The 22,356-nt window shown below is 64.5% G+C and carries 20 protein-coding genes; 5 read left to right on the top strand and 15 right to left on the bottom strand.

Annotation, left to right across the window (positions count from 1 at the left end; genetic code table 11):
- Position 1: 1 nt before the first annotated feature.
- The 7 genes from hscA to uvrB all read right to left on the bottom strand — a co-directional run bounded on the left by hscA (position 2) and on the right by uvrB (position 7,540).
- Entirely contained in the window at positions 2 to 1,864 is a 1,863-nt protein-coding gene (hscA, locus tag ASC78_RS03145) for a Fe-S protein assembly chaperone HscA (protein WP_055796242.1), read from the bottom strand.
- 10 nt (positions 1,865 to 1,874) lie between these two features.
- The gene (gene hscB / locus ASC78_RS03140) at positions 1,875 to 2,393 is read right to left on the bottom strand and encodes a Fe-S protein assembly co-chaperone HscB (protein WP_055796240.1); all 519 of its coding nucleotides are present in this window, start codon (positions 2,391 to 2,393) and stop codon (positions 1,875 to 1,877) included.
- Positions 2,394 to 2,546: 153 nt separating this feature from the next.
- Complete coding sequence (iscA, locus tag ASC78_RS03135; RefSeq protein WP_007828190.1) at positions 2,547 to 2,870, bottom strand: iron-sulfur cluster assembly protein IscA; 324 nt, start codon at positions 2,868 to 2,870, stop codon at positions 2,547 to 2,549.
- Position 2,871: 1 nt separating this feature from the next.
- Positions 2,872 to 3,279 carry a Fe-S cluster assembly scaffold IscU gene (iscU, locus tag ASC78_RS03130; protein ID WP_055796237.1) on the bottom strand — a complete coding sequence of 136 codons (408 nt, stop codon included), beginning with the start codon at positions 3,277 to 3,279 and terminating at the stop codon, positions 2,872 to 2,874.
- A gap of 59 nt (positions 3,280 to 3,338) precedes the next feature.
- On the bottom strand, positions 3,339 to 4,559 hold the full coding sequence (locus tag ASC78_RS03125; protein ID WP_055796234.1) for an IscS subfamily cysteine desulfurase: 1,221 nt from the start codon (positions 4,557 to 4,559) through the stop codon (positions 3,339 to 3,341).
- Positions 4,560 to 4,647: 88 nt separating this feature from the next.
- Complete coding sequence (gene iscR / locus ASC78_RS03120) at positions 4,648 to 5,184, bottom strand: Fe-S cluster assembly transcriptional regulator IscR (RefSeq protein WP_007828186.1); 537 nt, start codon at positions 5,182 to 5,184, stop codon at positions 4,648 to 4,650.
- A 238-nt stretch (positions 5,185 to 5,422) separates the two neighbouring features.
- Positions 5,423 to 7,540: an excinuclease ABC subunit UvrB gene (gene uvrB, locus ASC78_RS03115; RefSeq protein WP_055796231.1), complete on the bottom strand. Its 2,118-nt coding sequence runs from the start codon at positions 7,538 to 7,540 to the stop codon at positions 5,423 to 5,425.
- Between the two features lie 105 nt (positions 7,541 to 7,645).
- Here uvrB and ASC78_RS03110 point away from each other — a divergent pair, with 105 nt between their 5' ends.
- The 4 genes from ASC78_RS03110 to ASC78_RS03095 all read left to right on the top strand — a co-directional run bounded on the left by ASC78_RS03110 (position 7,646) and on the right by ASC78_RS03095 (position 11,680).
- Entirely contained in the window at positions 7,646 to 8,842 is a 1,197-nt protein-coding gene (locus tag ASC78_RS03110) for an amino acid aminotransferase (RefSeq protein ID WP_055796229.1), read from the top strand.
- A gap of 158 nt (positions 8,843 to 9,000) precedes the next feature.
- Positions 9,001 to 10,416: a polyhydroxyalkanoate depolymerase gene (locus ASC78_RS03105; RefSeq protein WP_055796226.1), complete on the top strand. Its 1,416-nt coding sequence runs from the start codon at positions 9,001 to 9,003 to the stop codon at positions 10,414 to 10,416.
- On the top strand, positions 10,413 to 11,045 hold the full coding sequence (locus ASC78_RS03100) for an RnfABCDGE type electron transport complex subunit B (protein WP_055796223.1): 633 nt from the start codon (positions 10,413 to 10,415) through the stop codon (positions 11,043 to 11,045). Before ASC78_RS03105 ends, ASC78_RS03100 begins: the two co-directional genes overlap by 4 nt.
- The gene (locus ASC78_RS03095; protein ID WP_055796219.1) at positions 11,042 to 11,680 is read left to right on the top strand and encodes a LysE family translocator; all 639 of its coding nucleotides are present in this window, start codon (positions 11,042 to 11,044) and stop codon (positions 11,678 to 11,680) included. Before ASC78_RS03100 ends, ASC78_RS03095 begins: the two co-directional genes overlap by 4 nt.
- A 13-nt stretch (positions 11,681 to 11,693) precedes the next feature.
- Here the strand turns inward: ASC78_RS03095 and yedA are convergent, their stop codons facing one another.
- Complete coding sequence (gene yedA, locus ASC78_RS03090; RefSeq protein WP_055796217.1) at positions 11,694 to 12,611, bottom strand: drug/metabolite exporter YedA; 918 nt, start codon at positions 12,609 to 12,611, stop codon at positions 11,694 to 11,696.
- Between the two features lie 115 nt (positions 12,612 to 12,726).
- Here yedA and ASC78_RS03085 point away from each other — a divergent pair, with 115 nt between their 5' ends.
- A complete protein-coding gene (locus ASC78_RS03085) occupies positions 12,727 to 13,224 on the top strand; it encodes an Lrp/AsnC family transcriptional regulator (protein WP_055796214.1) in 498 nt (165 codons plus the stop codon).
- On the opposite strand, the gene ASC78_RS03080 is transcribed toward ASC78_RS03085, so the two are convergent.
- From ASC78_RS03080 to scpA, 7 genes are all read right to left on the bottom strand, one after another.
- A complete protein-coding gene (locus ASC78_RS03080) occupies positions 13,214 to 13,702 on the bottom strand; it encodes a VOC family protein (RefSeq protein WP_055796211.1) in 489 nt (162 codons plus the stop codon). The two genes, ASC78_RS03085 and ASC78_RS03080, sit on opposite strands and share 11 nt — an antisense overlap.
- Entirely contained in the window at positions 13,699 to 14,748 is a 1,050-nt protein-coding gene (gene bioB, locus ASC78_RS03075) for a biotin synthase BioB (protein WP_055796208.1), read from the bottom strand. The genes ASC78_RS03080 and bioB overlap by 4 nt, the downstream gene beginning before the upstream one ends.
- A gap of 140 nt (positions 14,749 to 14,888) precedes the next feature.
- Complete coding sequence (accC, locus tag ASC78_RS03070) at positions 14,889 to 16,937, bottom strand: acetyl-CoA carboxylase biotin carboxylase subunit (RefSeq protein ID WP_055796204.1); 2,049 nt, start codon at positions 16,935 to 16,937, stop codon at positions 14,889 to 14,891.
- Between the two features lie 17 nt (positions 16,938 to 16,954).
- The gene (locus ASC78_RS03065; RefSeq protein ID WP_055796201.1) at positions 16,955 to 18,499 is read right to left on the bottom strand and encodes an acyl-CoA carboxylase subunit beta; all 1,545 of its coding nucleotides are present in this window, start codon (positions 18,497 to 18,499) and stop codon (positions 16,955 to 16,957) included.
- Between the two features lie 40 nt (positions 18,500 to 18,539).
- Positions 18,540 to 19,538, bottom strand: a complete 999-nt coding sequence (gene meaB, locus ASC78_RS03060; RefSeq protein ID WP_055796487.1) for a methylmalonyl Co-A mutase-associated GTPase MeaB — start codon at positions 19,536 to 19,538, stop codon at positions 18,540 to 18,542.
- A 44-nt stretch (positions 19,539 to 19,582) separates the two neighbouring features.
- The gene (locus ASC78_RS03055; protein ID WP_055796198.1) at positions 19,583 to 20,056 is read right to left on the bottom strand and encodes a GNAT family N-acetyltransferase; all 474 of its coding nucleotides are present in this window, start codon (positions 20,054 to 20,056) and stop codon (positions 19,583 to 19,585) included.
- Between the two features lie 14 nt (positions 20,057 to 20,070).
- Entirely contained in the window at positions 20,071 to 22,233 is a 2,163-nt protein-coding gene (gene scpA, locus ASC78_RS03050) for a methylmalonyl-CoA mutase (RefSeq protein WP_055796195.1), read from the bottom strand.
- Positions 22,234 to 22,356 lie beyond the last annotated feature (123 nt).

Genomic DNA, 22,356 nt, shown 5'->3' with positions numbered 1-22,356 from the left:
CTTAGAGGGATTCGACCTTGCGGCCCGACAACGCGCGCGCAATGCCCGCGTTCATGCGCTGGGCGGCAAAAGCTTCGGTATCGTTGGCCAAGGCCTTGGTGGCTGCCTCGATGGCCGCCGCGTCGTTGCTGCCGTTCGCGGCCTCGCGCAACCGCGACATCGATGCGTCGATGACGGCGCGCTCCTGCGCTTCGAGCAAGTCGCCGTCCGCATCGAGCGCGCTCTGCGTGGCAAGCAGCAAGCGCTCGGCATCGACGCGCGCCTCGACGAGCGCGCGCGCCTGCATGTCCTGCTGCGCGGTGGAAAAACTCTCCTGCAGCATGGTTGCGATCTGGTCGTCCGAGAGCCCGTACGAAGGCTTGACGGTGACACTGGCCTCCACGCCGCTGCCCTGCTCCTTGGCGCTGACGCTCAGCAAGCCATCGGCGTCCACAGTGAAGGTCACGCGGATGCGCGCCGCGCCCGCCGCCATCGGCGGAATGCCGCGCAGCGTGAAGCGCGCGAGGCTGCGGCAGTCGGCCACCAGGTCGCGCTCGCCCTGCACCACGTGCAGCGCGAGAGCCGTCTGGCCGTCTTGGTAGGTGGTGAAGTCCTGCGCCATCGCGGTGGGGATGGTCTGGTTGCGCGGCACGATGCGCTCGACCAGCCCGCCCATGGTCTCTATGCCCAGCGACAGCGGAATCACGTCGAGCAGCAGCAGGTCGCCCGCGCCGTTATTGCCCGCCAATTGGTTGGCTTGGATGGCGGCGCCGAGCGCCACGACTTCGTCGGGATTCAGGTTGACCAACGGCTCGCGGCCAAAGAACTCGGCGACAGCATGGCGGATCTGGGGCATGCGCGTGGACCCGCCCACCAGCACGATGCCCTTCAGGTCGTCGGGCTTGAGCTTGGCGTCGCGCAGCGCCTTGCGAACCGATGCAATCGTGCGGTCGGTGAGCGGCTTGGTGGCGGCGTCGAATTGGTGGCGAGTGAGTTCGAATTGAACCGCCTTGCCGGCAAGCTCCGCGCGGAAGGTGGTCGACTCGGTGTCGGTCAGCGCCTCTTTCGCGGCACGTGCGGCCACGAGCATGGCGGCCTTGTCGTTGTCGCTGCCAGCCTCGAGGCCGGTTTGCGCGAGCACGTAGCCGGCCAGCGCGTGGTCGTAGTCGTCGCCGCCCAGGGCCGAGTCGCCACCGGTGGCGATCACTTCGAACACGCCCTGCGTGAGTCGCAGGATCGAGATGTCGAAGGTGCCGCCGCCCAGGTCGTAAACGGCGTAGACGCCTTCGCTTGCGTTGTCCAAGCCGTAGGCGATGGCGGCGGCCGTGGGTTCGCTGATCAGTCGCAGCACATTGATGCCCGCGAGCTGTGCGGCATCCTTGGTGGCTTGGCGCTGGCCTTCGTCGAAATAGGCCGGCACGGTAATGACCGCGCCGTAGAGCTCGTCGTCGAAGGTGTCTTCAGCGCGGAAGCGCAGCGTCGCGAGGATTTCGGCGCTGATCTCGACCGGCGACTTCTCGCCCGCGAGGGTCTGCACCTTCACCATGCCGCCCTCGCTGCCTTCGATGTGATACGACATCGATTCGCGGTTCGAGATGTCGGAGAGCCCGCGGCCCATGAGCCGCTTGACCGAGGTGATGGTGTTGGCGGGGTCTTGCCCGCGCGCCGCCACGGCGTCAAAGCCGATCTGCCGGCGGTCGCCGGCCAAGTAGCGCACCACCGAAGGCAGCAGCACGCGGCCCTGGTCGTCGGGCAGGCATTCGGCCACACCGTTGCGCACCGCGGCCACAAGCGAATGCGTGGTGCCGAGGTCGATGCCCACGGCAATGCGGCGCTGATGCGGATCGGGCGCCTGGCCGGGTTCTGAAATCTGTAGAAGAGCCATATATAGGGGCCTATTGTCCCAACTGATCGAACTTGGCTTCGACGTCCTGGCCGAAACGCTCAATGAACATGAGGGCTCTCACCTGCTGCGCGGCGGCGAGATAGTCGCCCTTCTCGTCGATCAGCCAGTCGAGCGACGACAGCGCGCGGGCGCGACCGGCTTCGACCTCGGCCTGCAGCTTCTCGATCGCTTCGATGTCGTCGGCATCGTCGAGCTCCTCTCGCCATTCCATCTGCTGCATCAGGAAATCGGGCGGCATGGCCGTGTTGTTCTCGCTATTCAGCGGCGCGCCGTTGAGTTCGCAGATGTAGCTGGCACGCCGGATCGGGTCCTTGAGCCGCTGGTAGGCCTCGTTGATGCGCACCGACCACTGCATGGCCACGCGCTGCGCCGCAGCGCCCTGCGCGGCAAAGCGGTCCGGGTGGGCCTCGCGCTGCAGCTCTTTCCAGCGCGCATCGAGTGCCGCGCGGTCCTGCGCGAACGTGGCCGGGACGGCGAACAATTGGAAGTCGGTGTCGTTCAGGTTCATCAGACTGCCTGCCGGGCCGCCCCAAAGGCGGTCTGCGCCCCCTCGGGGGGCAGTGAGGACACAAAGTGCCGAACGTGGGGGCTCATATGGATCAAGAAAAAACCGCCAGCACATGACATGGTGGCGGCTGTTGTCGCGGTCAGCGACGGCGCATCAGATGCGAAAGCTTTCCCCGCAGCCGCAACGGTCGCGTTCGTTCGGGTTGATGAACTTGAAGCCTTCGTTCAAGCCTTCGCGCACGAAATCGAGCTGCGTGCCGTCGATGTAGGCCAGGCTCTTTGGATCGACCAGCACCTTCACGCCATGGTCCTCGAACACCACGTCTTCAGGCGTGAACTCGTCCACGTACTCGAGCTTGTAGGCCAAGCCGGAGCAGCCGGTGGTCTTCACGCCCAGCCGCACGCCCACGCCCTTGCCTCGTTTGCCAAGGTAGCGGGTAACGTGGCGCGCAGCGGCTTCGGTCAGCGTGACGGCCATCTCAGTGAACAGCTTCGGCGGTCTTGACGCCGTGCTTGGCCTTGTAGTCACTCACGGCCGCCTTGATGGCGTCTTCCGCGAGGATCGAGCAGTGGATCTTGACCGGCGGCAGCGCCAGTTCTTCGGCGATTTGCGCGTTCTTGAGTGCAGCCGCTTCGTCGAGCGTCTTGCCCTTGACCCATTCAGTCACGAGCGAGGACGAGGCGATGGCGGAGCCGCAGCCGTAGGTCTTGAAGCGCGCGTCTTCGATCACGCCGGTTTCCGGGTTGACCTTGATCTGCAGCTTCATGACGTCGCCGCAGGCCGGCGCGCCGACCATGCCGGTGCCTACCGAGTCGTCGCCCTTTTCGAAGGAGCCAACGTTGCGGGGATTTTCGTAGTGGTCGATGACCTTGGAAGAATATGCCATGGTGTACCTCTCAAACTTTGTTCAATCGTGGAGCACTGGTGGGCCAGTACGTCAATGCGTCAGTGGGCCGACCACTGGATCGTGCTGATGTCGACGCCGTCCTGGAACATCTCCCACAGGGGGCTCAGCTCGCGCAGCTTGGCCACGTTGTGCTTGATGGTCGAGATGGCGTAGTCGATTTCTTCCTCGGTCGTGAAACGGCCGATGGTCATGCGAAGGCTGCTGTGGGCGAGCTCGTCGCTGCGGCCCAGGGCGCGCAGCACATAGCTGGGCTCCAGGCTGGCCGACGTGCACGCCGAACCCGACGACACCGCCAGGCCCTTGATGCCCATGATCAGCGACTCGCCTTCGACATAGTTGAAGCTCATGTTCAGGTTGTGCGGCACACGCTGCTCGAGGTCGCCGTTGATGAACACCTGCTCCACGTCCTTCAGGCCGTCGAGCAGACGCTTCTGCAGTCGGGCCGCATGGGCGATGTCGTCCTTCATTTCGAGCTTGGCGATGCGATAGGCCTCGCCCATGCCGACAATCTGGTGCGTGGGCAAGGTGCCCGAGCGCATGCCGCGCTCGTGGCCGCCGCCGTGCATCTGCGCTTCGAGGCGGATCCGCGGCTTGCGGCGCACATACAGCGCGCCGATGCCCTTCGGGCCGTACGTCTTGTGCGAAGCGAGGCTCATCAGGTCGATGGGCAGCTTCGTGATGTCGATCTCAACCTTGCCGGTGGCCTGGGCCGAGTCGACGTGAAAGATCACACCCTTCTCGCGGCAGACGTTGCCCAGCGCGACCACGTCCTGGATCACGCCGATTTCGTTGTTCACGAACAGCACGCTGGCCAGGATGGTGTCGGGACGGATCGCGGCCTTGAACTTCTCCAGGTCGACGAGGCCGTTTTCCTCGACGTCGAGGTAGGTCACTTCGAAGCCCTGGCGCTCGAGTTCGCGCATGGTGTCGAGCACGGCCTTGTGCTCGGTCTTCAGGGTGATCAGGTGCTTGCCCTTGCCCTTGTAGAAATGGGCCGCGCCTTTGAGCGCCAGATTGATCGACTCAGTGGCACCCGACGTCCAGACGATTTCGCGCGGATCTGCGCTGATCAGGTCTGCCACCTGGCCGCGCGCTTTCTCGACCGCCTCTTCAGCTTCCCAGCCCCAGGCGTGGCTGCGCGATGCCGGGTTGCCGAAATGCTCGCGCAACCAGGGAATCATGGCGTCGACCACACGGGGGTCAACCGGCGTGGTGGCGCCGTAATCGAGGTAGATCGGGAAATGAGGAGTGACGTCCATGGCTGGCTCGGGCTGGCGTGGGGGGTTGTTTCTTTATCTGGGCGGCTTTTCGCAGCGGCGCCCAAGGCGCCGCCTGCGACTCAGGGCATCAGGACTTCGCGAACGCGTTGCCCAGGGCAAACACCGAATTCGGCGCATTCACGCGAATTGGCTTGACCACGGGCTGCGCGGAGATGGCGCGCTTGACGACCGGCTTATTCTCGATCTGCACGCCCTTGGCGATCTGGTCGTCGACCAGTTTTTGCAGCGTGACGGAATCGAGGAACTCGACCATGCGCTGGTTCAGCGAGGCCCAGAGTTCGTGCGTCATGCAGCGACCGGCTTCGCCGAGGCAGTTTTCCTTGCCGCCGCACTGCGTGGCATCGATGGGCTCGTCGACGGAAACAATGATGTCTGCGACGGTGATATCCGCAGCCTTGCGGCCGAGGCTGTAGCCGCCGCCGGGGCCGCGGGTCGACTCGACCAGCTCGTGACGGCGCAGTTTGCCGAACAGCTGCTCGAGGTACGACAACGAAATCTGCTGCCGCTGGCTGATCGCGGCCAGCGTGACCGGACCGGTGTTCTGACGCAGCGCCAGATCGATCATTGCTGTGACCGCAAAACGGCCTTTGGTAGTGAGACGCATCGCAAGCTCCTTCAAGTGCTTACCGTTGAAATGACACCGTGGCCCCGGGGGCGCGCGGTGACTTCGTCTCCGCCCTGCCCGACCCCTGACGCTGGTGAACCAGCCAGTGGGATCGGTCCTTCATCGCGAAGTTCTTTTTTCTTTGTTGTTGAGTATTTCGGTCAAGTATAACAGAAGCCCCTGGGGTTTGCTCGGGTAAACCCCAGCGAAAACCCCTTGAAGAAACCGAAACCCCGTCCTACGACGGCAGCACGGCGATGTTGTCCCCGCCAGAGGCGCCAAACGCCTGTTCACGCAGTAGTGCCAGCTGGTCGCGCACCCGTGCCGCCTTCTCGAATTCGAGGTTGCGAGCGTGCTCGAGCATGAGCTTTTCGAGCCGCTTGATCTCCCGGGCAATGTCCTTTTCGCTCATGTCCTCGACCTTGGCGCGTTCCAGGTCGAGCTTGGCCATTTCCTTGCCGGTTTTTTCGCTGTAGACGCCGTCGATCAGGTCGCGCACCTGCTTGACGATGCTGCGCGGGGTGATGCCATTGGCTTCGTTGTGGGCGATCTGCCGAGCGCGGCGCCGCTCGGTTTCGTCGATCGCCTTCCTCATCGAGTCGGTCATGCGGTCGGCGTAGAGAATGGCCTTGCCGCTCAGGTTCCGCGCCGCCCGCCCGATGGTCTGGATCAGCGAGCGCTCGGCGCGCAGAAAACCTTCCTTGTCCGCGTCGAGGATGGCCACCAGCGACACCTCGGGAATGTCCAGGCCTTCCCGCAGCAGGTTGATGCCCACCAGCACGTCGAAGGTGCCCAGGCGCAGGTCGCGCAAGATTTCCACGCGCTCGACCGTGTCGACGTCGCTGTGCAGGTAGCGCACCTTCACGCCGTTGTCGCCCAGATAGTCGGTCAGCTGCTCGGCCATGCGTTTGGTCAGCGTGGTGATGAGCACACGTTCGTTCTTCTCGACGCGGATGCGAATCTCGCCCAGCACGTCGTCCACTTGGTGGGTGGCGGGGCGCACCTCGACCTCGGGGTCGATCAGCCCGGTCGGCCGCACCAGCTGCTCGACCACGTTGCCGGCGTGATCCTTTTCGTACTGCGCCGGCGTGGCCGAAACGAAGATGCACTGGCGCATGCGCGTTTCGAACTCCTCCAGCTTGAGGGGCCGGTTGTCCAGCGCGCTCGGCAGGCGGAAGCCGTATTCGACCAGCGTAGTCTTGCGCGCCCGGTCGCCGTTGTACATGGCGCTGAGCTGGCCGACCATCTGGTGGCTCTCGTCGAGGAACATCAGCGCGTCTTTCGGCATGTAGTCCGTCAGCGTGGCCGGCGGTTCGCCCGGCGCGGCGCCCGAGAGGTGGCGCGTGTAGTTCTCGATGCCCTTGCAGTGGCCGATCTCGGCCAGCATTTCCAGGTCGAACCGGGTGCGCTGCTCCAGGCGCTGCGCCTCCACCAGCTTGCCCTGCGACAAAAATTCCTTGAGCCGCTCGGCGAGCTCGATCTTGATGGTTTCGACCGCGCCCAGCACCTTGTCGCGCGGCGTCACGTAGTGGCTCGACGGGTACACCGTGAAGCGCGGAATCTTCTGGCGGATGCGGCCCGTGAGCGGGTCGAACAGCTGCAGCGTCTCGATCTCGTCGTCGAACAGCTCGATGCGGATCGCCAGCTCGCTGTGCTCGGCCGGGAACACGTCGATGGTGTCGCCGCGCACGCGGAAGGTCCCGCGCGAGAAATCCTGCTCGTTGCGGGTGTACTGCATGCGGATCAGCCGCCCGATCACGTCGCGCTGGCCGATCTTGTCGCCAACCCGCATGATGAAACGCATCTGCGTGTAATCCTCGGGCGTGCCGATGCCGTAGATGGCGCTCACCGTGGCCACGATGACCGTGTCGCGCCGCTCCAGCACGCTCTTGGTGGCCGACAGCCGCATCTGCTCGATGTGCTCGTTGATGGACGAGTCCTTCTCGATGAACAGGTCGCGCTGCGGCACGTAGGCCTCGGGCTGGTAGTAGTCGTAATAGCTCACGAAGTACTCCACCGCGTTCTTCGGGAAGAACTCGCGAAATTCACTGTAGAGCTGTGCCGCCAGCGTCTTGTTGGGCGCAAAAACGATGGCCGGCCGACCCAGCCGGGCGATCACGTTGGCCATGGTGAAAGTCTTGCCGGAGCCGGTCACGCCCAGCAGCGTCTGGAACACCTCGCCGTCCAGCACGCCTTCAACCAGCCCGTCGATCGCCTTCGGCTGGTCGCCGGCCGGCGGATAGGGCTGGAAAAGTTCGAAAGGCGAACCCGGGTATTTGATGAATTCGCCCTGTTTTGCCGGACCGATCGGGTCCAGTTTCTTCAGGTCTGCTATGGCTTCGTTGTTCTCTGGCATGGCTGTTCCCGACAGGTGGCGGTAGCGCCGGTAAAATTCAAGGCAACCGGAAAGGATAAAGCCTCCTCCGGTTGCCAGCGAAGCTTTCATCCAAAGGACCTTTCCATGTCTATGTTCACCGCGGTCGAAATGGCACCGCGCGACCCGATCCTCGGCCTCAACGAGCAATTTGCAGCCGACACCAACCCCAACAAGGTCAACCTCGGCGTCGGCGTTTATTACGACGACAACGGCAAGCTGCCCCTGCTCCAGTGCGTGCAGGCCGCCGAACAGAACATGATGAAAGCCCCCTCGGCTCGCGGCTACCTGCCCATCGACGGCATCGTTGCCTACGACAACGCAGTCAAGGGCCTGGTCTTCGGCGTCGACAGCGAACCCGTGCAGTCGGGCCGCGTGGCCACGATCCAGGCCATCGGCGGCACCGGCGGCCTCAAGGTCGGCGCCGACTTTCTCAAGAAGCTCAACCCCAACGCCAAGGTGCTGATCAGCGACCCGAGCTGGGAAAACCACCGCGCGCTGTTTACCAACGCGGGCTTCGAAGTCGAAAGCTACCCCTACTACGACGCAGCCAAGCGCGGCATCAACTTCGACGGCATGCTCTCCGCCCTGAATGCGGCGCCGGCCGGCACCATCGTCGTGCTGCACGCCTGCTGCCACAACCCGACCGGCTACGACATCACGTCCGAGCAGTGGGACCAGGTCGTCGCCGCCGTCAAGGCCAAGAATCTCGTCCCCTTCCTCGACATGGCCTACCAGGGCTTCGGCTACGGCCTCAAGGAAGACGGCGCCGCGGTTGCCAAGTTCGTCAACGCCGGCCTGACCTTCTTCGTCTCGACCTCGTTCTCGAAGAGCTTCAGCCTGTACGGCGAGCGCGTGGGCGCCCTGTCGGTGCTGTGCGAAAGCAAGGAAGAAGCCGGCCGCGTGCTGTCGCAGCTGAAGATCGCGATCCGCACCAACTACAGCAACCCGCCGATCCACGGCGGTGCCGTGGTGGCCGCGGTGCTCGGCAACCCAGAGCTTCGCGCCCTGTGGGAAAAGGAACTCGGCGAAATGCGCGTGCGCATCAAGGCCATGCGCCAGAAGCTGGTCGACGGCCTCAAGGCCGCCGGTGTAAAGGAAGACATGAGCTTCATCACCACGCAGATCGGCATGTTCAGCTACTCGGGCCTCAGCAAGGACCAGATGGTGCGCCTGCGCAATGAATTCGGCGTGTACGGCACCGACACCGGCCGCATGTGCGTGGCCGCGCTCAACAGCAAGAACATCGACTACGTCTGCGCTTCGATCGCCAAAGTCATCTGATTGTCAGGAAAATGTGGGGGAATTTCATTAGCTGACATTCCTTCACATTTGATGAGAAATAAGCGCCCCGCAGCGGGATCTACGTACGGGTAAGGCCCGCTGCGCGGTGCCCATGGCGCTGATATATTGCACCGCAACATTCCACTCAAACACCAGCGATGCTCTACCAACTCTACGAAGCCCAGCGTTCCTTGATGGAGCCGTTTTCGGACTTCGCGCAAGCGGCGTCCAAGCTCTTCGGCCAAGGTGCCGTCTGGGGACAAGCCCCCATGGCCCAGCGCATGGCAGCGGGTTACGACCTGCTCTATCGGCTGGGCAAGGATTACGAAAAGCCCGAGTTCAACATCAAGTCCGTGAAGGTCGAGGGCGAAGACGTGGTCATCCAGGAGGCCGTCGAGCTCGACAAGCCGTTCTGCGAGCTGCGCCGCTTCAAGCGCTTCACCGACGAGCCGCACATCCTCAAGACCCTCAAGAGCCAGCCCGTGGTGCTGGTCGTGGCACCGCTGTCGGGCCACTACGCCACGCTGCTGCGCGACACCGTGCGCACCATGCTGCAAGACCACAAGGTCTACATCACCGATTGGAAGAACGCACGCCTCGTGCCACTGTCCGAAGGCGAGTTCCACCTCGACGATTACATCAACTACGTGCAGGAGTTCATCCGCCGCCTGCAGGCCGAATACGGCAACTGCCACGTGGTGAGCGTGTGCCAGCCCACTGTGCCGGTGCTTGCTGCCGTGTCGCTCATGGCGAGCCGCGGCGAGCAGCTGCCGCTCACCATGACGATGATGGGCGGCCCCATCGACGCGCGCAAGTCGCCCACCGCGGTGAACAACCTCGCGATGAACAAGAGCTTCGAGTGGTTCGAGAACAACGTGATCTACCGCGTGCCGCAGGGCTTCCCGGGTGAAGGTCGCCGCGTGTACCCGGGCTTCCTGCAGCACACGGGTTTCGTGGCCATGAACCCCGACCGCCACGCCACCAGCCACTACGACTATTTCAAGGACCTGATCAAGGGCGACGACGCCAGCGCCGAGGCCCATCGCAAGTTCTACGACGAGTACAACGCCGTGCTCGACATGGACGCCGATTACTACCTGGACACCATTCGCGTCGTGTTCCAGGATTTCGAACTCGTCAACGGTACCTGGGACGTCAAGAACCCCAAGGGCCAGATCGAGCGCGTGCGCCCGCAAGACATCCACTCCACGGCCCTGCTCACCGTCGAGGGCGAGCTCGACGACATCTCGGGTTCGGGCCAAACCGAGGCCGCGCACAGCCTGTGCACCGGCATCGACAACGCGCAGCGCGAACATTACGAAGTCAAGGGCGCGGGCCACTACGGCATCTTCAGCGGCCGCCGCTGGCGCGATCTGGTCTACCCCAAGATGCAGAAGTTCATCGCCGCGCACGACCAGCCCCAGCGGCGCAGTGATGCCCGCGAGACCCTGCCGGCCGAAGACCGGATCAAGCCGGGCCGGAGCACGCCTGCCGTTGCGGCCAGGAAGAATGTCGCAGCCAAGAAAGCGGTGGCAGTCGCCGCCGTGAAGAAGCCCGCGGCACGCAGGAAGTGATCGGGCTGGCCGCACGCATCCACAGTGCACTGCCCCAGACGCAGTGCACACGTTGCGGCTACCCTGATTGCGCCGGATATGCCCAGGCGGTGGCCGATGGCGCCGCCAACATCAACCAATGCCCTCCTGGCGGAGCCGAAGGCATCGCCAGGCTGGCACGGCTGACAGGCCGCGAGCCGCTCCCGCTCGATTCGCAGTTCGGCACCGAAGGCCCGCGCGCCATGGCCGTCATCGACGAAGCGTGGTGCATCGGCTGCACGCTCTGCCTGGACGCCTGCCCGACCGATGCCATCGTCGGCATCAACAAGCGCATGCACACCGTGATCGAAGCGCACTGCACGGGCTGCGAGCTTTGCATTCCTGTCTGCCCCGTCGATTGCATTTCGCTCGAGGTCGAGACGCCCGGCCGCACCGGCTGGCAAGCCTGGTCAGAAGCGCAGGCAGAAGCCGCTCTGCAACGCTACAAGCTGCATGGCGAGCATCGCCGTGTCGACAAGCTGCAAGCCAACGAACCGGCCCCGATCGCTGAACCGCAAACTGCCGACACGCGCAAGCGATCCATCGTCGAAGCCGCTCTGGCGCGTGCCCGCGCCGCCTCGCAACAACGTCCACCCGCCCCCAAGCCATGACACTCGACACACTGCTGATCTACGCCGTCGCCTCGCTGGCACTGGCGGTGATTCCCGGGCCCACGATGCTGCTGGCGCTGTCCAACGGCATCGACGGCGGCATGCGCCGCGCGAGCTGGGGCATTGCCGGCGCGTCGCTCGGCAGCGTCACGCTGATCGCGGTGGTCGCGCTCGGGCTCGGTTCGCTGCTCGCCGCATCGGAGCTGCTCTTCAACGCAATCCGCGTGGCCGGTGTCGCCTACCTGGTCTGGCTCGGCATCAAGCTGTGGCGCAGCGAGGCGACCGACCTCGGCACGGCGCTGGCCAAGTCGGCCATCGAGGTTCGCCCGCACGGCCGCGTTGCACTCATGCGCAGCCTGCTCGTGGCGCTGTCCAACCCCAAGACGGTGCTGTTCTTCGCGGCCTTTCTGCCGCAGTTCATCGACATTGCCAAGCCGCAGGGTACGCAATACCTGTTGCTGGGGGCGATCTTCGTGGTACTCGACACCTTCGTGATGCTCGCCTATGCGGCCGCCGGAACGCAGGCCGTGCGCTTGCTGTCGCGCCGTGGCCTCAAGGTGCTGAACCGCAGCTGCGCGGCGGGCATGTGGCTGCTGGCGGCCACGCTTGCCTTCTGGCGCCGTCCGGGCACCTGAGCCGCGCGCGGGCTCAGCCCTTCTGCGGGCGCTTGAAGAGCAACAGCAGCACGCCGGCCAAGATGATGGCCACGGCATACCACTCGAAGTGCGTCACGGTCTCGTTCGCAATCCACACGCCCAGCAGCATTGCGATCACCGGGTTGACGAAGGTGTAGCTCGCGGCCAGCGCAGCCGGCGCCTTGGCGAGCAGCACCATATAAGCGTTGAACGCGATCAGCGAGCCAAACACCACGAGATACAGCCAGGCCGCAGCAGCCTCGGGCTGCGGCGGCCACACGAGTTGCTCGCCGGAAATTACCGACAGCACCAGCAGCACCACGCCGCCGCAGATCATCTCGCTGGCAAAGCCCATCGCTCCTGGCGCAAGCGGCAGGCTGCGCTGGCTCAGCACGCTGCCCATCGACCAGCAGACGCACGCGATGGAAATCGCGACGAGGCCCGCCGGCGATGACTGGAAGCCGCTCCCCTGCGTCAGCATCAGCACGCCGACGAGGCCGAGCGCAATGCCCGTGGCTTCGAGCCGCGTCGGCTTCACGCCCCAGATGAGGTTCAGCAGCGCGATCAGCAGCGGCACGACCGCAATGAAGGCCACCACCAGCCCGGAGCCGATGGACACTTCGGCATGAGCGGTTCCGCCCATGCCTCCGCCGAGCATCAGCGAGCCGACGACCAGGGCATTGCGCCATTGCAGGCGCGATGGCCAGTCCGCGCCGCGCCAGCGCATCCACGCGGCAAGCAGCACGCCCGCGAACAGGAAGCGCGAGCCCATCTGAAGAAAAGGCGCAAAGCTGATCAGCGCGTACTTGATCGCGAGATAAGTCGAGCCCCAGACCACCCACGTGGCAGCCAGGCAAAGCCACAGCAGCGGCGGCAGCGAACCGCGTACGGAACCGTGCGCGGCTTGGGCGGGGGATGCAAGAGTAGGCATGCGACGTCAGTCTTGTTGGTATTGGAACGCCATCGATGGTATGAAAGCGATCCTCCCGCGGCCATGCACAATTCACGGTTCTAGGTGTCTTGCACCGTCGATTTAAAGGAGTTTTATGGACTTCCCCTTGAACCCCGCACTCGATGCCCACGACACGCGCATCCTGGCCGAATTGCAGGGCGACGCGCGGCTCACCATGGCCGAGCTCGGTCGCCGCGTGCACCTGAGCCAGCCGGCCGTAACCGAGCGCGTGAAAAAACTGGAGGCCGCAGGCGTGATCAGCGGCTATCGCGCCACGGTCAATCTCGGCAAGCTGGGCTATGGCATTCGCGCCATCATCCGCGTGGGCCGCGCCGACTACGCGCGCGTAGTCGAACTGGTTCAGCAGACGCCAGAGTGCGTCAATGCCTACAACGTGACCGGAGACGACAGCTGGATTCTCGAGATTGCGGTCATCGACGTGAGCCATCTCGATGCGGTGGTCACCAAGTTCTGCATCCTCACCGAAACGGCGACCTCAATCATCCTGAACCCGGCGCGCGAGCACCAGCCGATGCTGCCGCCTCAGCGCTCCGACGTGAAGCCGCCGATCAAGAAGGTGCTCAACGCGTAGCGGCCAGGGCGCTGAAGGCCGTCACCACTTCGGGCGGCGCCTGCACCATCTCAATGAGCACGCCCTCGCCCGCGATCGGAAACTCGTCGTTCGCCTTCGGATGCAGAAAGCAGATGTCGAAGCCGGCCGCGCCCTTGCGGATGCCGCCAGGCGCAAAGCGCACGCCCTGCGCGGTGAGCCATTCGACGGCCTTTGGCAGGTCGTCGATCCAAAGGCCCACGTGGTTGAGCGGCGTGGTGTGCACCGCCGGCTTCTTCTCAGGATCGAGCGGCTGCATCAGGTCGACCTCGACCTTGAACGGGCCACTGCCCATCGAACAGATGTCTTCGTCAACGTTCTCGCGTTCGCTCTTGAAGGTGCCCGTGACTTCGAGCCCCAGCATGTCGACCCAGAGCTTTTGCAGCCGCAGCTTGTCCGTCCCGCCGATGGCGATCTGCTGGATGCCCAGCACCTTGAAGGGACGCGCCGCGGCCGTCATGCGCAGGCCCCTGCTTCTTCGGTGGCGGTGGTCCGGCGCGCCTCTAGCCCCAGCTTGCGCAGCAGCTGCACGTCGGCCTCCACGTCGGGGTTGCCGGTGACCAGCAGCTTGTCGCCGTAGAAGATGGAGTTGGCGCCCGCCATGAAGCACAGTGCCTGCACGGCGTCACCCATCTGCTGGCGACCTGCCGAAAGCCGCACGCGCGCGGTCGGCATCGTGATGCGCGCCACGGCGATCATGCGCACGAAGTCGAACGGATCGACCGGCTCCGAATCGGCCAGCGGCGTGCCCGGCACGCGCACCAGGCTGTTGATCGGCACCGACTCCGGGTACGGATTCAAGTTGGCCAGTTGCGCGATGAGGCCCGCGCGGTGCACCGGCTGCTCGCCCATGCCGACGATGCCGCCGCAGCACACGCTGATGCCGGCGCTGCGCACGTGGGCCAGCGTGTCGAGTCGGTCCTGGTAGGTGCGCGTATCGACGATGTCGGTGTAGTACTCGGGCGCGGTATCAAGGTTGTGGTTGTAGTAGTCCAGGCCCGCGGCCTTGAGCTGGTGCGCATGGTGCGGCTCCAGCATGCCGAGCGTGGCGCAGGTCTGCAGGCCGAGGCCTTTCACCGCTTCAACCAGCACGGCCACCTTCTCCACGTCGCGGTCCTTCGGCGCGCGCCATGCGGCGCCCATGCAGAAACGCGTGGCGCCGGCGTCCTTGGCGGCCTGCGCAGCGCGCACCACCTCGTCGACCTCCATGAGCTTCTGCGCCTTTACGCCAGTGTCGAACTCAGCCGATTGCGGGCAGTAGCCGCAGTTCTCGGGGCAGCCGCCGGTCTTGACCGAAAGGAGCGTCGCCAGTTCGATGTCGCCCTCGGGAAAATGCTCGCGATGCACCGTCTGCGCTTCGAACAGCAAATCCATCAGCGGCTTGTCGAGCAGCGCCTGGATCGCCTCGACCGACCAAGGGCCTTGCGGCGTCACCGGCTTTGCGGGCCGGTGCAGCGTGACAGGCGCCGAGATGGGCGCTTCAAAAAAAAGATCGGAGGTCGTCATATCAATGAAATCTTTCGTAAGTGCCCGAAGCGTTGACTGTTCGGGAAACACCGCGGAACCGGCTTCGCCGGGCCGCAGGTGTTGCCCCCGGAAGGGGGTTGGAGAAGCGACACGAAGTGCGCGAAGCCTGGGGGTGAGCTTTATTCAAACTCCAGAATAATTTGATCGACCGCGAGCGACTCGCCCTTGTTGGCCGAAATCTTGCCCACCACGCCGTCTTGCGTGGCGAACAGTACGTTCTCCATTTTCATGGCCTCGATCACGGCCAGCTTTTCGCCGGCACGCACCTGCTGGCCCGGCTGCACCGACACCTCGACCAGCAAGCCCGGCATCGGCGACATGAGGAACTTGCTCAGGTCCGGCGGTGCCTTGTAGGGCATCAGTTCGAGCAGGCGCGCGCCCCGGGGCGAAAGCACCATCGCCTCGACCTGCGTGCCGTCGTGCGACACGCGCAGCGCCAGCGGGTTCCTGCCCGCGCCGCGCTCCACTTGCGCGGTAAAAGGCCGGTCGTTGACCATACCCTGCACGCGGACAGCGCCGAGTGCGAAGCCGCTGTCGATCTTGTAGCTCTTGCCGCCCACGGCCACGGCGCTGGCGCCGGTCTTGCCGTGGAAGTCGGTCACCGACACAGGGTGGTGTACATGCTTGCCCTCGGGCCCCAGCTCCACCACCACAAACTGCTCGCCCACCTTCACGCCATGGCCTTCGAGTTGGCCGCTGATGCCCGAGGCGCGCGCGCGGTAGCGGCGGTGCACATAGGCCGCGAGCGCAATCAGGAACGACGGATCGGCGTGCGGCACGTCTTCGGCATGGAAGCCCTTGCCATAGTGTTCGGCGATGAAGCCGGTGTTGAAGTCGCCCGCCACGAACTTCGGGTGCGCGAGCAGCGCCGCCTGGAACGGAATGTTGCTGCTGATGCCGCGGATCACGAAGCCATTGAGCGCCTCGCGCATCCGCGCAATCGCATGCTGCCGGTCCTTGCCGTGCACGATGAGCTTGGCGATCATCGAGTCGTAGTACATCGGGATCTCGCCGCCGTCGTACACGCCGGTGTCCACGCGCACGCCGTTCAGGTGCCCGGTATCGCTGGCAAACATGGTCTCGGCAGGCGGCTGGAACTTCACCAACCGGCCGGTCGAAGGCAGAAAATTGCGGAACGGATCTTCGGCATTGACGCGGCACTCGATGGCCCATCCATTGCGCTTCACCTCGGCCTGCGTGAGCGGCAGCTCTTCGCCCGCCGCGACGCGGATCATCAGCTCGACCAGGTCGAGCCCGGTGATGCACTCGGTCACCGGATGCTCCACCTGCAGCCGCGTGTTCATCTCCAGGAAATAAAAGCTCTGGTCCTTGCCGACCACGAACTCCACGGTACCCGCGCTTTGGTACTTCACAGCCTTGGCCAACTGCACCGCCTGCTCGCCCATTGCCTTGCGCGTCGCGTCGGAGATGAAGGGCGACGGCGCCTCCTCGATCACCTTCTGGTGCCGGCGCTGGATCGAGCATTCGCGCTCGTTCAGGTAGATGACGTTGCCATGCGAATCGCCCAGCACCTGGATCTCGATGTGGCGCGGCTCCTCGACGAATTTTTCGATGAACACGCGGTCGTCGCCGAAGCTGTTCAGCGCCTCGTTGCGGCACGAGGTAAAGCCCTCGAACGCTTCCTTGTCGTCGTAGGCAACGCGCAGCCCTTTGCCGCCGCCGCCGGCCGACGCCTTGATCATCACGGGATAGCCGATGTCCTTGGCGATCTCGACCGCGCGCTCGGCCGTTTCGATGGCATCGTTCCAACCCGGAATGGTGTTGACCTTGGCTTCATTCGCGAGCTTCTTCGAGGCGATCTTGTCGCCCATCGCCGCGATCGAATAGTGCTTGGGCCCGATAAAGGCAATGCCCTCTTCCTCGACCTTGCGCGCAAAGGCTTCGTTCTCCGACAGGAAGCCGTAGCCCGGATGCACCGCCTCGGCGCCGGTCTGCTTGCAGGCCGCAATGATGCGGTCGGCTTGCAGGTAGCTCTCGCGGCTGGGCGCTGCGCCGATGTGAACGGCCTCATCGGCCAGCTCGACGTGGCGGGCTTCCTTGTCGGCGTCGGAATAGACGGCGACCGTGAGGATGCCCATCTTTTTTGCGGTCTGGATCACTCGACACGCGATCTCACCGCGGTTGGCGATCAGGATTTTTTTGAACATATTGTTGTCCTGCGTCCTTACAACGGGATGTTCCCGTGCTTGCGCCACGGGTTCTCGAGCTTCTTCTCGCGCAGCATCACCAGGGAGCGGCAGATGCGCTTGCGGGTTTCGTGCGGCAGGATCACGTCGTCGATGTAGCCGCGCGCGCTCGCCACGTAGGGGTTGGCAAAGCGGGCCTTGTATTCGGCCTCGCGGGCGGCCAGTTTCTCGGGGTCGTTCTTGTCTTCGCGGAAGATGATTTCCACCGCGCCCTTGGCGCCCATCACCGCGATCTCGGCGCGCGGCCAGGCCAGGTTGACGTCGCCGCGCAGATGCTTCGAGGCCATCACGTCATACGCGCCGCCATAGGCCTTGCGGGTGATGACGGTGATCTTCGGCACCGTGCATTCCGCATACGCATAGAGCAGCTTGGCGCCGTGCTTGATGATGCCGCCGTACTCCTGGCCGGTGCCTGGCATGAAGCCGGGCACGTCGACAAAGGTAACCACCGGGATGTTGAAGGCATCGCAAAAACGCACGAAGCGCGCGGCCTTGATGCTGCTCTTGATGTCCAGGCAGCCCGCCAGCACCAATGGCTGGTTGGCGACGATGCCGATGGTCTGGCCTTCCATGCGCGCGAAGGCGATCACGATGTTCTTCGCGTAGTCGGGCTGCAGCTCGAAGAAGTCCCCGTCGTCCACCACCTTGAGGATCAGCTCCTTGATGTCGTAGGGCTTGTTGGGGTTGTCGGGCACCAGCGTGTCGAGCGAATAGTCGGGCCGGTCGGCCGGGTCGCCCTGGCCGTTGTTGCCCAGGCGCACTGGCGGCTTCTCGCGATTGTTGAGCGGCAGGTAGTTGTACAGGCGGCGCAGCATCATCAGCGCCTCGACGTCGTTCTCGAACGCCATGTCGGCCACGCCGCTGCGCGTGGTGTGCGTGACGGCGCCGCCGAGCTCTTCGGCCGTGACGCTCTCGTGTGTCACGGTCTTCACCACATCCGGACCGGTGACGAACATGTAGCTCGAGTCCTTCACCATGAAGATGAAGTCGGTCATGGCGGGCGAGTACACCGCGCCACCGGCACACGGGCCCATGATCATGCTGATCTGCGGCACCACGCCCGAGGCCATCACGTTGCGCTGGAACACGTCGGCATAGCCGCCGAGCGACGCTACCCCTTCCTGGATGCGCGCGCCGCCCGAGTCGTTGAGGCCGATGACCGGTGCGCCGACCTTCATCGCCTGATCCATCACCTTGCAGATTTTCTCTGCGTGCGCTTCGCTGAGCGCACCGCCGAAGACGGTGAAGTCCTGGCTGTAGACGAAGACGAGGCGGCCGTTGATCATGCCGTAACCGGTGACCACGCCGTCGCCGGGAATCTTCTGCTCGGCCATGCCGAAATCGACCGAGCGGTGCTCGACGAACATGTCCCACTCTTCGAAGGTGTTGTCGTCCAGCAGCAGCTCGATGCGCTCACGCGCCGTGAGCTTGCCCTTGGCATGCTGCGCATCGATGCGCTTTTTCCCGCCGCCGAGGCGCGCCTGGGCGCGGCGCTTTTCGAGTTGTTCGATCAGTTCTTGCATGGTGTGCTTCCGAAGCTGTGGTCCTGAATTGTGTCGGCCGTCATGGCCTGGCGGTGATGGCCGCCGCCGCAAGCAGCTGGCGTGCCGCCGTCGATGCGGGCAGCGAGCCCTCTGCCACCTGCTGAGTGAGTTGAGGCAGCAGTTCGCGCACCTGTGCATGCTGCCTGAACGCCTGCTTCAAGCCGGCGTCGATGCGTTCCCACATCCACGCCGTGGCCTGTTTTTCGCGCCGCTTGTCGAGCTTGCCATTGGCGGTCTGCAGTTGCCTGAACTGCGTGACGGCATCCCAGAATGCATCGACGCCGGTGCCAGCCAGCGCGCTGAGCTGCAGCACCCTGGGTAGCCAGAAACGGATCTCCGCGCCGCTGTGCGCGTCATGCACCGCATGCGCATGGTCTGGATTGCCCTGGTGGCCGAACAGGCGCAATGCAGAGGTGATCTGCGCCTGCGCGCGCGTGGCGGCATCCTTGTCGATGTCGGCCTTGTTGATGACCACGAGATCAGCCAGCTCCATCACGCCTTTCTTGATGGCCTGCAGATCGTCGCCCGCATTGGGCAGCTGCATCAGCACGAACATGTCGGTCATGCCGGCCACGGCGGTTTCGCTCTGGCCCACGCCCACGGTTTCGACGATCACGACGTCGTAGCCCGCGGCCTCGCACACCAGCATGGCTTCGCGCGTCTTCTCGGCCACGCCGCCGAGCGTGCCGCTCGACGGGCTGGGCCGAATGTAGGCGCGCTCGTGCACCGAGAGCCGCTCCATGCGCGTCTTGTCGCCCAGGATGGAGCCACCCGACACGGTGGACGATGGATCGATGGTGAGCACCGCCACGCGGTGGCCCTTGCCAATCAGCAACAGCCCCAGCGTTTCGATGAAGGTCGATTTTCCGACGCCCGGCACACCCGAGATGCCGAGCCGAAAGGAGTTGCCGGTGCGCGGCAACAGGGCGGTGAGCAGTTTGTCGGCCTGAACGCGATGGTCGGCGCGGGTGGATTCGAGCAGCGTGATCGCCTTGGCGATGGCGCGGCGCTGCACCATGCCATCCGGCTCGGTGATCGCGCGTTCGAGTGCCTCGGCCGACTTCAGCACGCCCCCTCCGACGACGCGCGCCAGCGGTAGTGCAGGTCGACCCCCTCCTCGCCTTCAAGCACGAAGCCGTGCCGCAGATAGAAGCGGTTGGCATCGCTCTGCACGAGCGCGGTGAGCTTGATGTCCAGCTGCTGTTCACGTGCCTGCGATTTGGCCCACTCCAGCGCCCATTCGCCGATGCCCAGGCCCTGGAAGCCCGTGCGCAGGTAGAGGTGATCGAGCCGCAGGGCATCCGCGCCCTCGGGCTTGAGCGTGACGAAACCGATGCGCCGGTCCCCGTCGAGCACGATGTGGTGCATGAAGGGCACGACGAAACCGGCCTGGAGCCGTTCGCGCGAACGCGCGGGGTCGAAGCGCCCGACACGCTCCAGGCTCGGGCGCATCGCATCGACGCGCAAGGCGAGCATGGCTTCGAAATCGCTGGAATCCACCGGCTGCAGCGACAGCCGAGACAAGAGATCGCCCACGTCTAGCGTCCCGATCAGGCCGAGACCGCCGCGCGAATCTGTTCCAGCACGTCCTTGGCGCTGGCCGGAATGGGCGTGCCTGGCCCGTAGATGCCCTTGACGCCGGCCTCGTAGAGAAAGTCGTAGTCCTGCCGCGGAATCACGCCGCCGACGAACACGATGATGTCGTCCGCGCCCTGCTTCTTCAGCTCATTGATGATGGCCGGCACAAGCGTCTTGTGGCCGGCCGCGAGCGTGCTCACGCCGACGGCATGCACGTCGTTTTCAATCGCCTGCCGCGCGCACTCTTCGGGTGTCTGGAACAGCGGCCCCATGTCCACGTCAAAACCCAGGTCGGCGAACGCCGTAGCCACCACCTTGGCGCCGCGGTCGTGCCCGTCCTGCCCCAGCTTGGAAATCATCACGCGCGGGCGGCGGCCCTGCGCTTCGGCGAAGGCGTTGATTTCGGTCTTGAGGGCTTCCCAGCCTTCAGCGGAGTCATAGGCAGCTGCGTACACACCGGTCACCTTTTGCGTGTCGGCCCGATGGCGGCCGAATGATTTTTCGAGCGCGTCCGAAATCTCGCCCACCGTGGCGCGCAGGCGCACCGCGTCGACGCTGAGCGCGAGCAGGTTGCCGGTGCCGTTCTCGGCGGCTTCGGTCAGTGCGTCGAGCGCGGCCTGCACCTTGGGCGTGTCGCGCGAGGCGCGAATCTTCTGCAGCCGCGCCACCTGCTGGTCGCGCACCATCACGTTGTCGATGGAGAGGCTGTCGATCGCGTCCTCATTCTTCAGCTTGTACTTGTTGACGCCCACGATCACGTCCTTGCCCGAGTCGATGCGCGCCTGCTTCTCGGCGGCGGCCGCTTCGATCTTGAGCTTGGCCCAGCCGCTGTCGACTGCCTTGGTCATGCCGCCCATCGCCTCGACCTCTTCGATGATGGCCCAGGCCGCATCGGCCATGTCCTGCGTGAGCTTTTCCATCATGTAGCTGCCGGCCCACGGGTCGACCACATTGGTGATGTGCGTCTCTTCCTGGATGATGAGCTGCGTGTTGCGCGCGATGCGCGAGCTGAACTCGGTGGGCAGTGCAATCGCCTCGTCGAGCGCGTTGGTGTGCAGGCTCTGCGTACCGCCGAACACCGCAGCCATGGCCTCGATGGTGGTGCGCACGATGTTGTTGTACGGGTCTTGTTCGGTGAGCGACCAGCCCGAGGTCTGGCAGTGCGTGCGCAGCATCAGGCTCTTCGGGTTCTTGGGGTTGAACTCCTTCATGATGCGGCACCACAGGAGGCGCGCGGCGCGCATCTTGGCCACCTCCAGGTAGAAGTTCATGCCGATGGCCCAGAAGAACGAGAGCCGTCCGGCAAAGCCGTCGACGTCCAGGCCCTTGGCCAACGCGGTCTTCACGTATTCCTTGCCGTCGGCCAGCGTGAAGGCCAGCTCCAGCGCCTGGTTGGCGCCGGCTTCCTGCATGTGGTAGCCGCTGATCGAGATCGAGTTGAACTTGGGCATGTGCTGCGCCGTGTACTCGATGATGTCGCCGATGATCCGCATGCTCGGCGCAGGGGGAAAGATGTAGGTGTTGCGGACCATGAACTCCTTGAGGATGTCGTTCTGGATGGTTCCGCTCAGCTGGTCTTGCGCCACGCCCTGCTCTTCGGCCGCGACCACGTAGCCTGCCAGCACCGGCAGCACGGCGCCGTTCATCGTCATGGACACAGAGACCTTGTCGAGCGGGATCTGGTCGAACAGGATCTTCATGTCCTCGACCGAATCGATGGCCACGCCGGCCTTGCCGACGTCGCCGGTCACGCGGGGATGGTCGCTGTCGTAGCCGCGGTGGGTGGCCAGGTCGAAGGCCACTGACACGCCCTGCCCGCCGGCGGCCAGCGCCTTGCGATAGAACGCGTTCGATTCCTCGGCGGTCGAAAAGCCTGCGTACTGCCGAATGGTCCACGGCCGCACCGCGTACATGGTGGCCTGCGGCCCGCGCAGGTAGGGCTCGAATCCGGGTAGCGTGTCGGTGTACTTGAGCCCCTGCAGATCGGCGGCGGTATACAGCGGCTTCACGCTGATGCCGTCCGGCGTGATCCAGTTCAGCGCATTCAGGTCACCGCCCGGTGCCGACTTGGCCGCGGCCTTGGCCCAGTCAGCGAGGTTGGCAGGCTTGAAGGTGGGTTCGGGTGTGCTGCTCATGAGGGGCCGTTTTGCAGTGTCTTGCAGGGTAGTCGCAAATTTGCCTGCAAGGGATTTGCAAGCCGCAGCGAGTCTAACCGATTCATAATTATTAATTCAAACCCAATTTTTGCGGTACAGTCC

The sequence above is a fragment of the Variovorax sp. Root318D1 genome, assembly GCF_001424835.1.
Taxonomy (GTDB): domain Bacteria; phylum Pseudomonadota; class Gammaproteobacteria; order Burkholderiales; family Burkholderiaceae_C; genus Variovorax.
The sequence above is the reverse complement of the archived record's forward strand: the minus strand, read 5'-3'. Positions and strand labels throughout refer to the sequence as shown.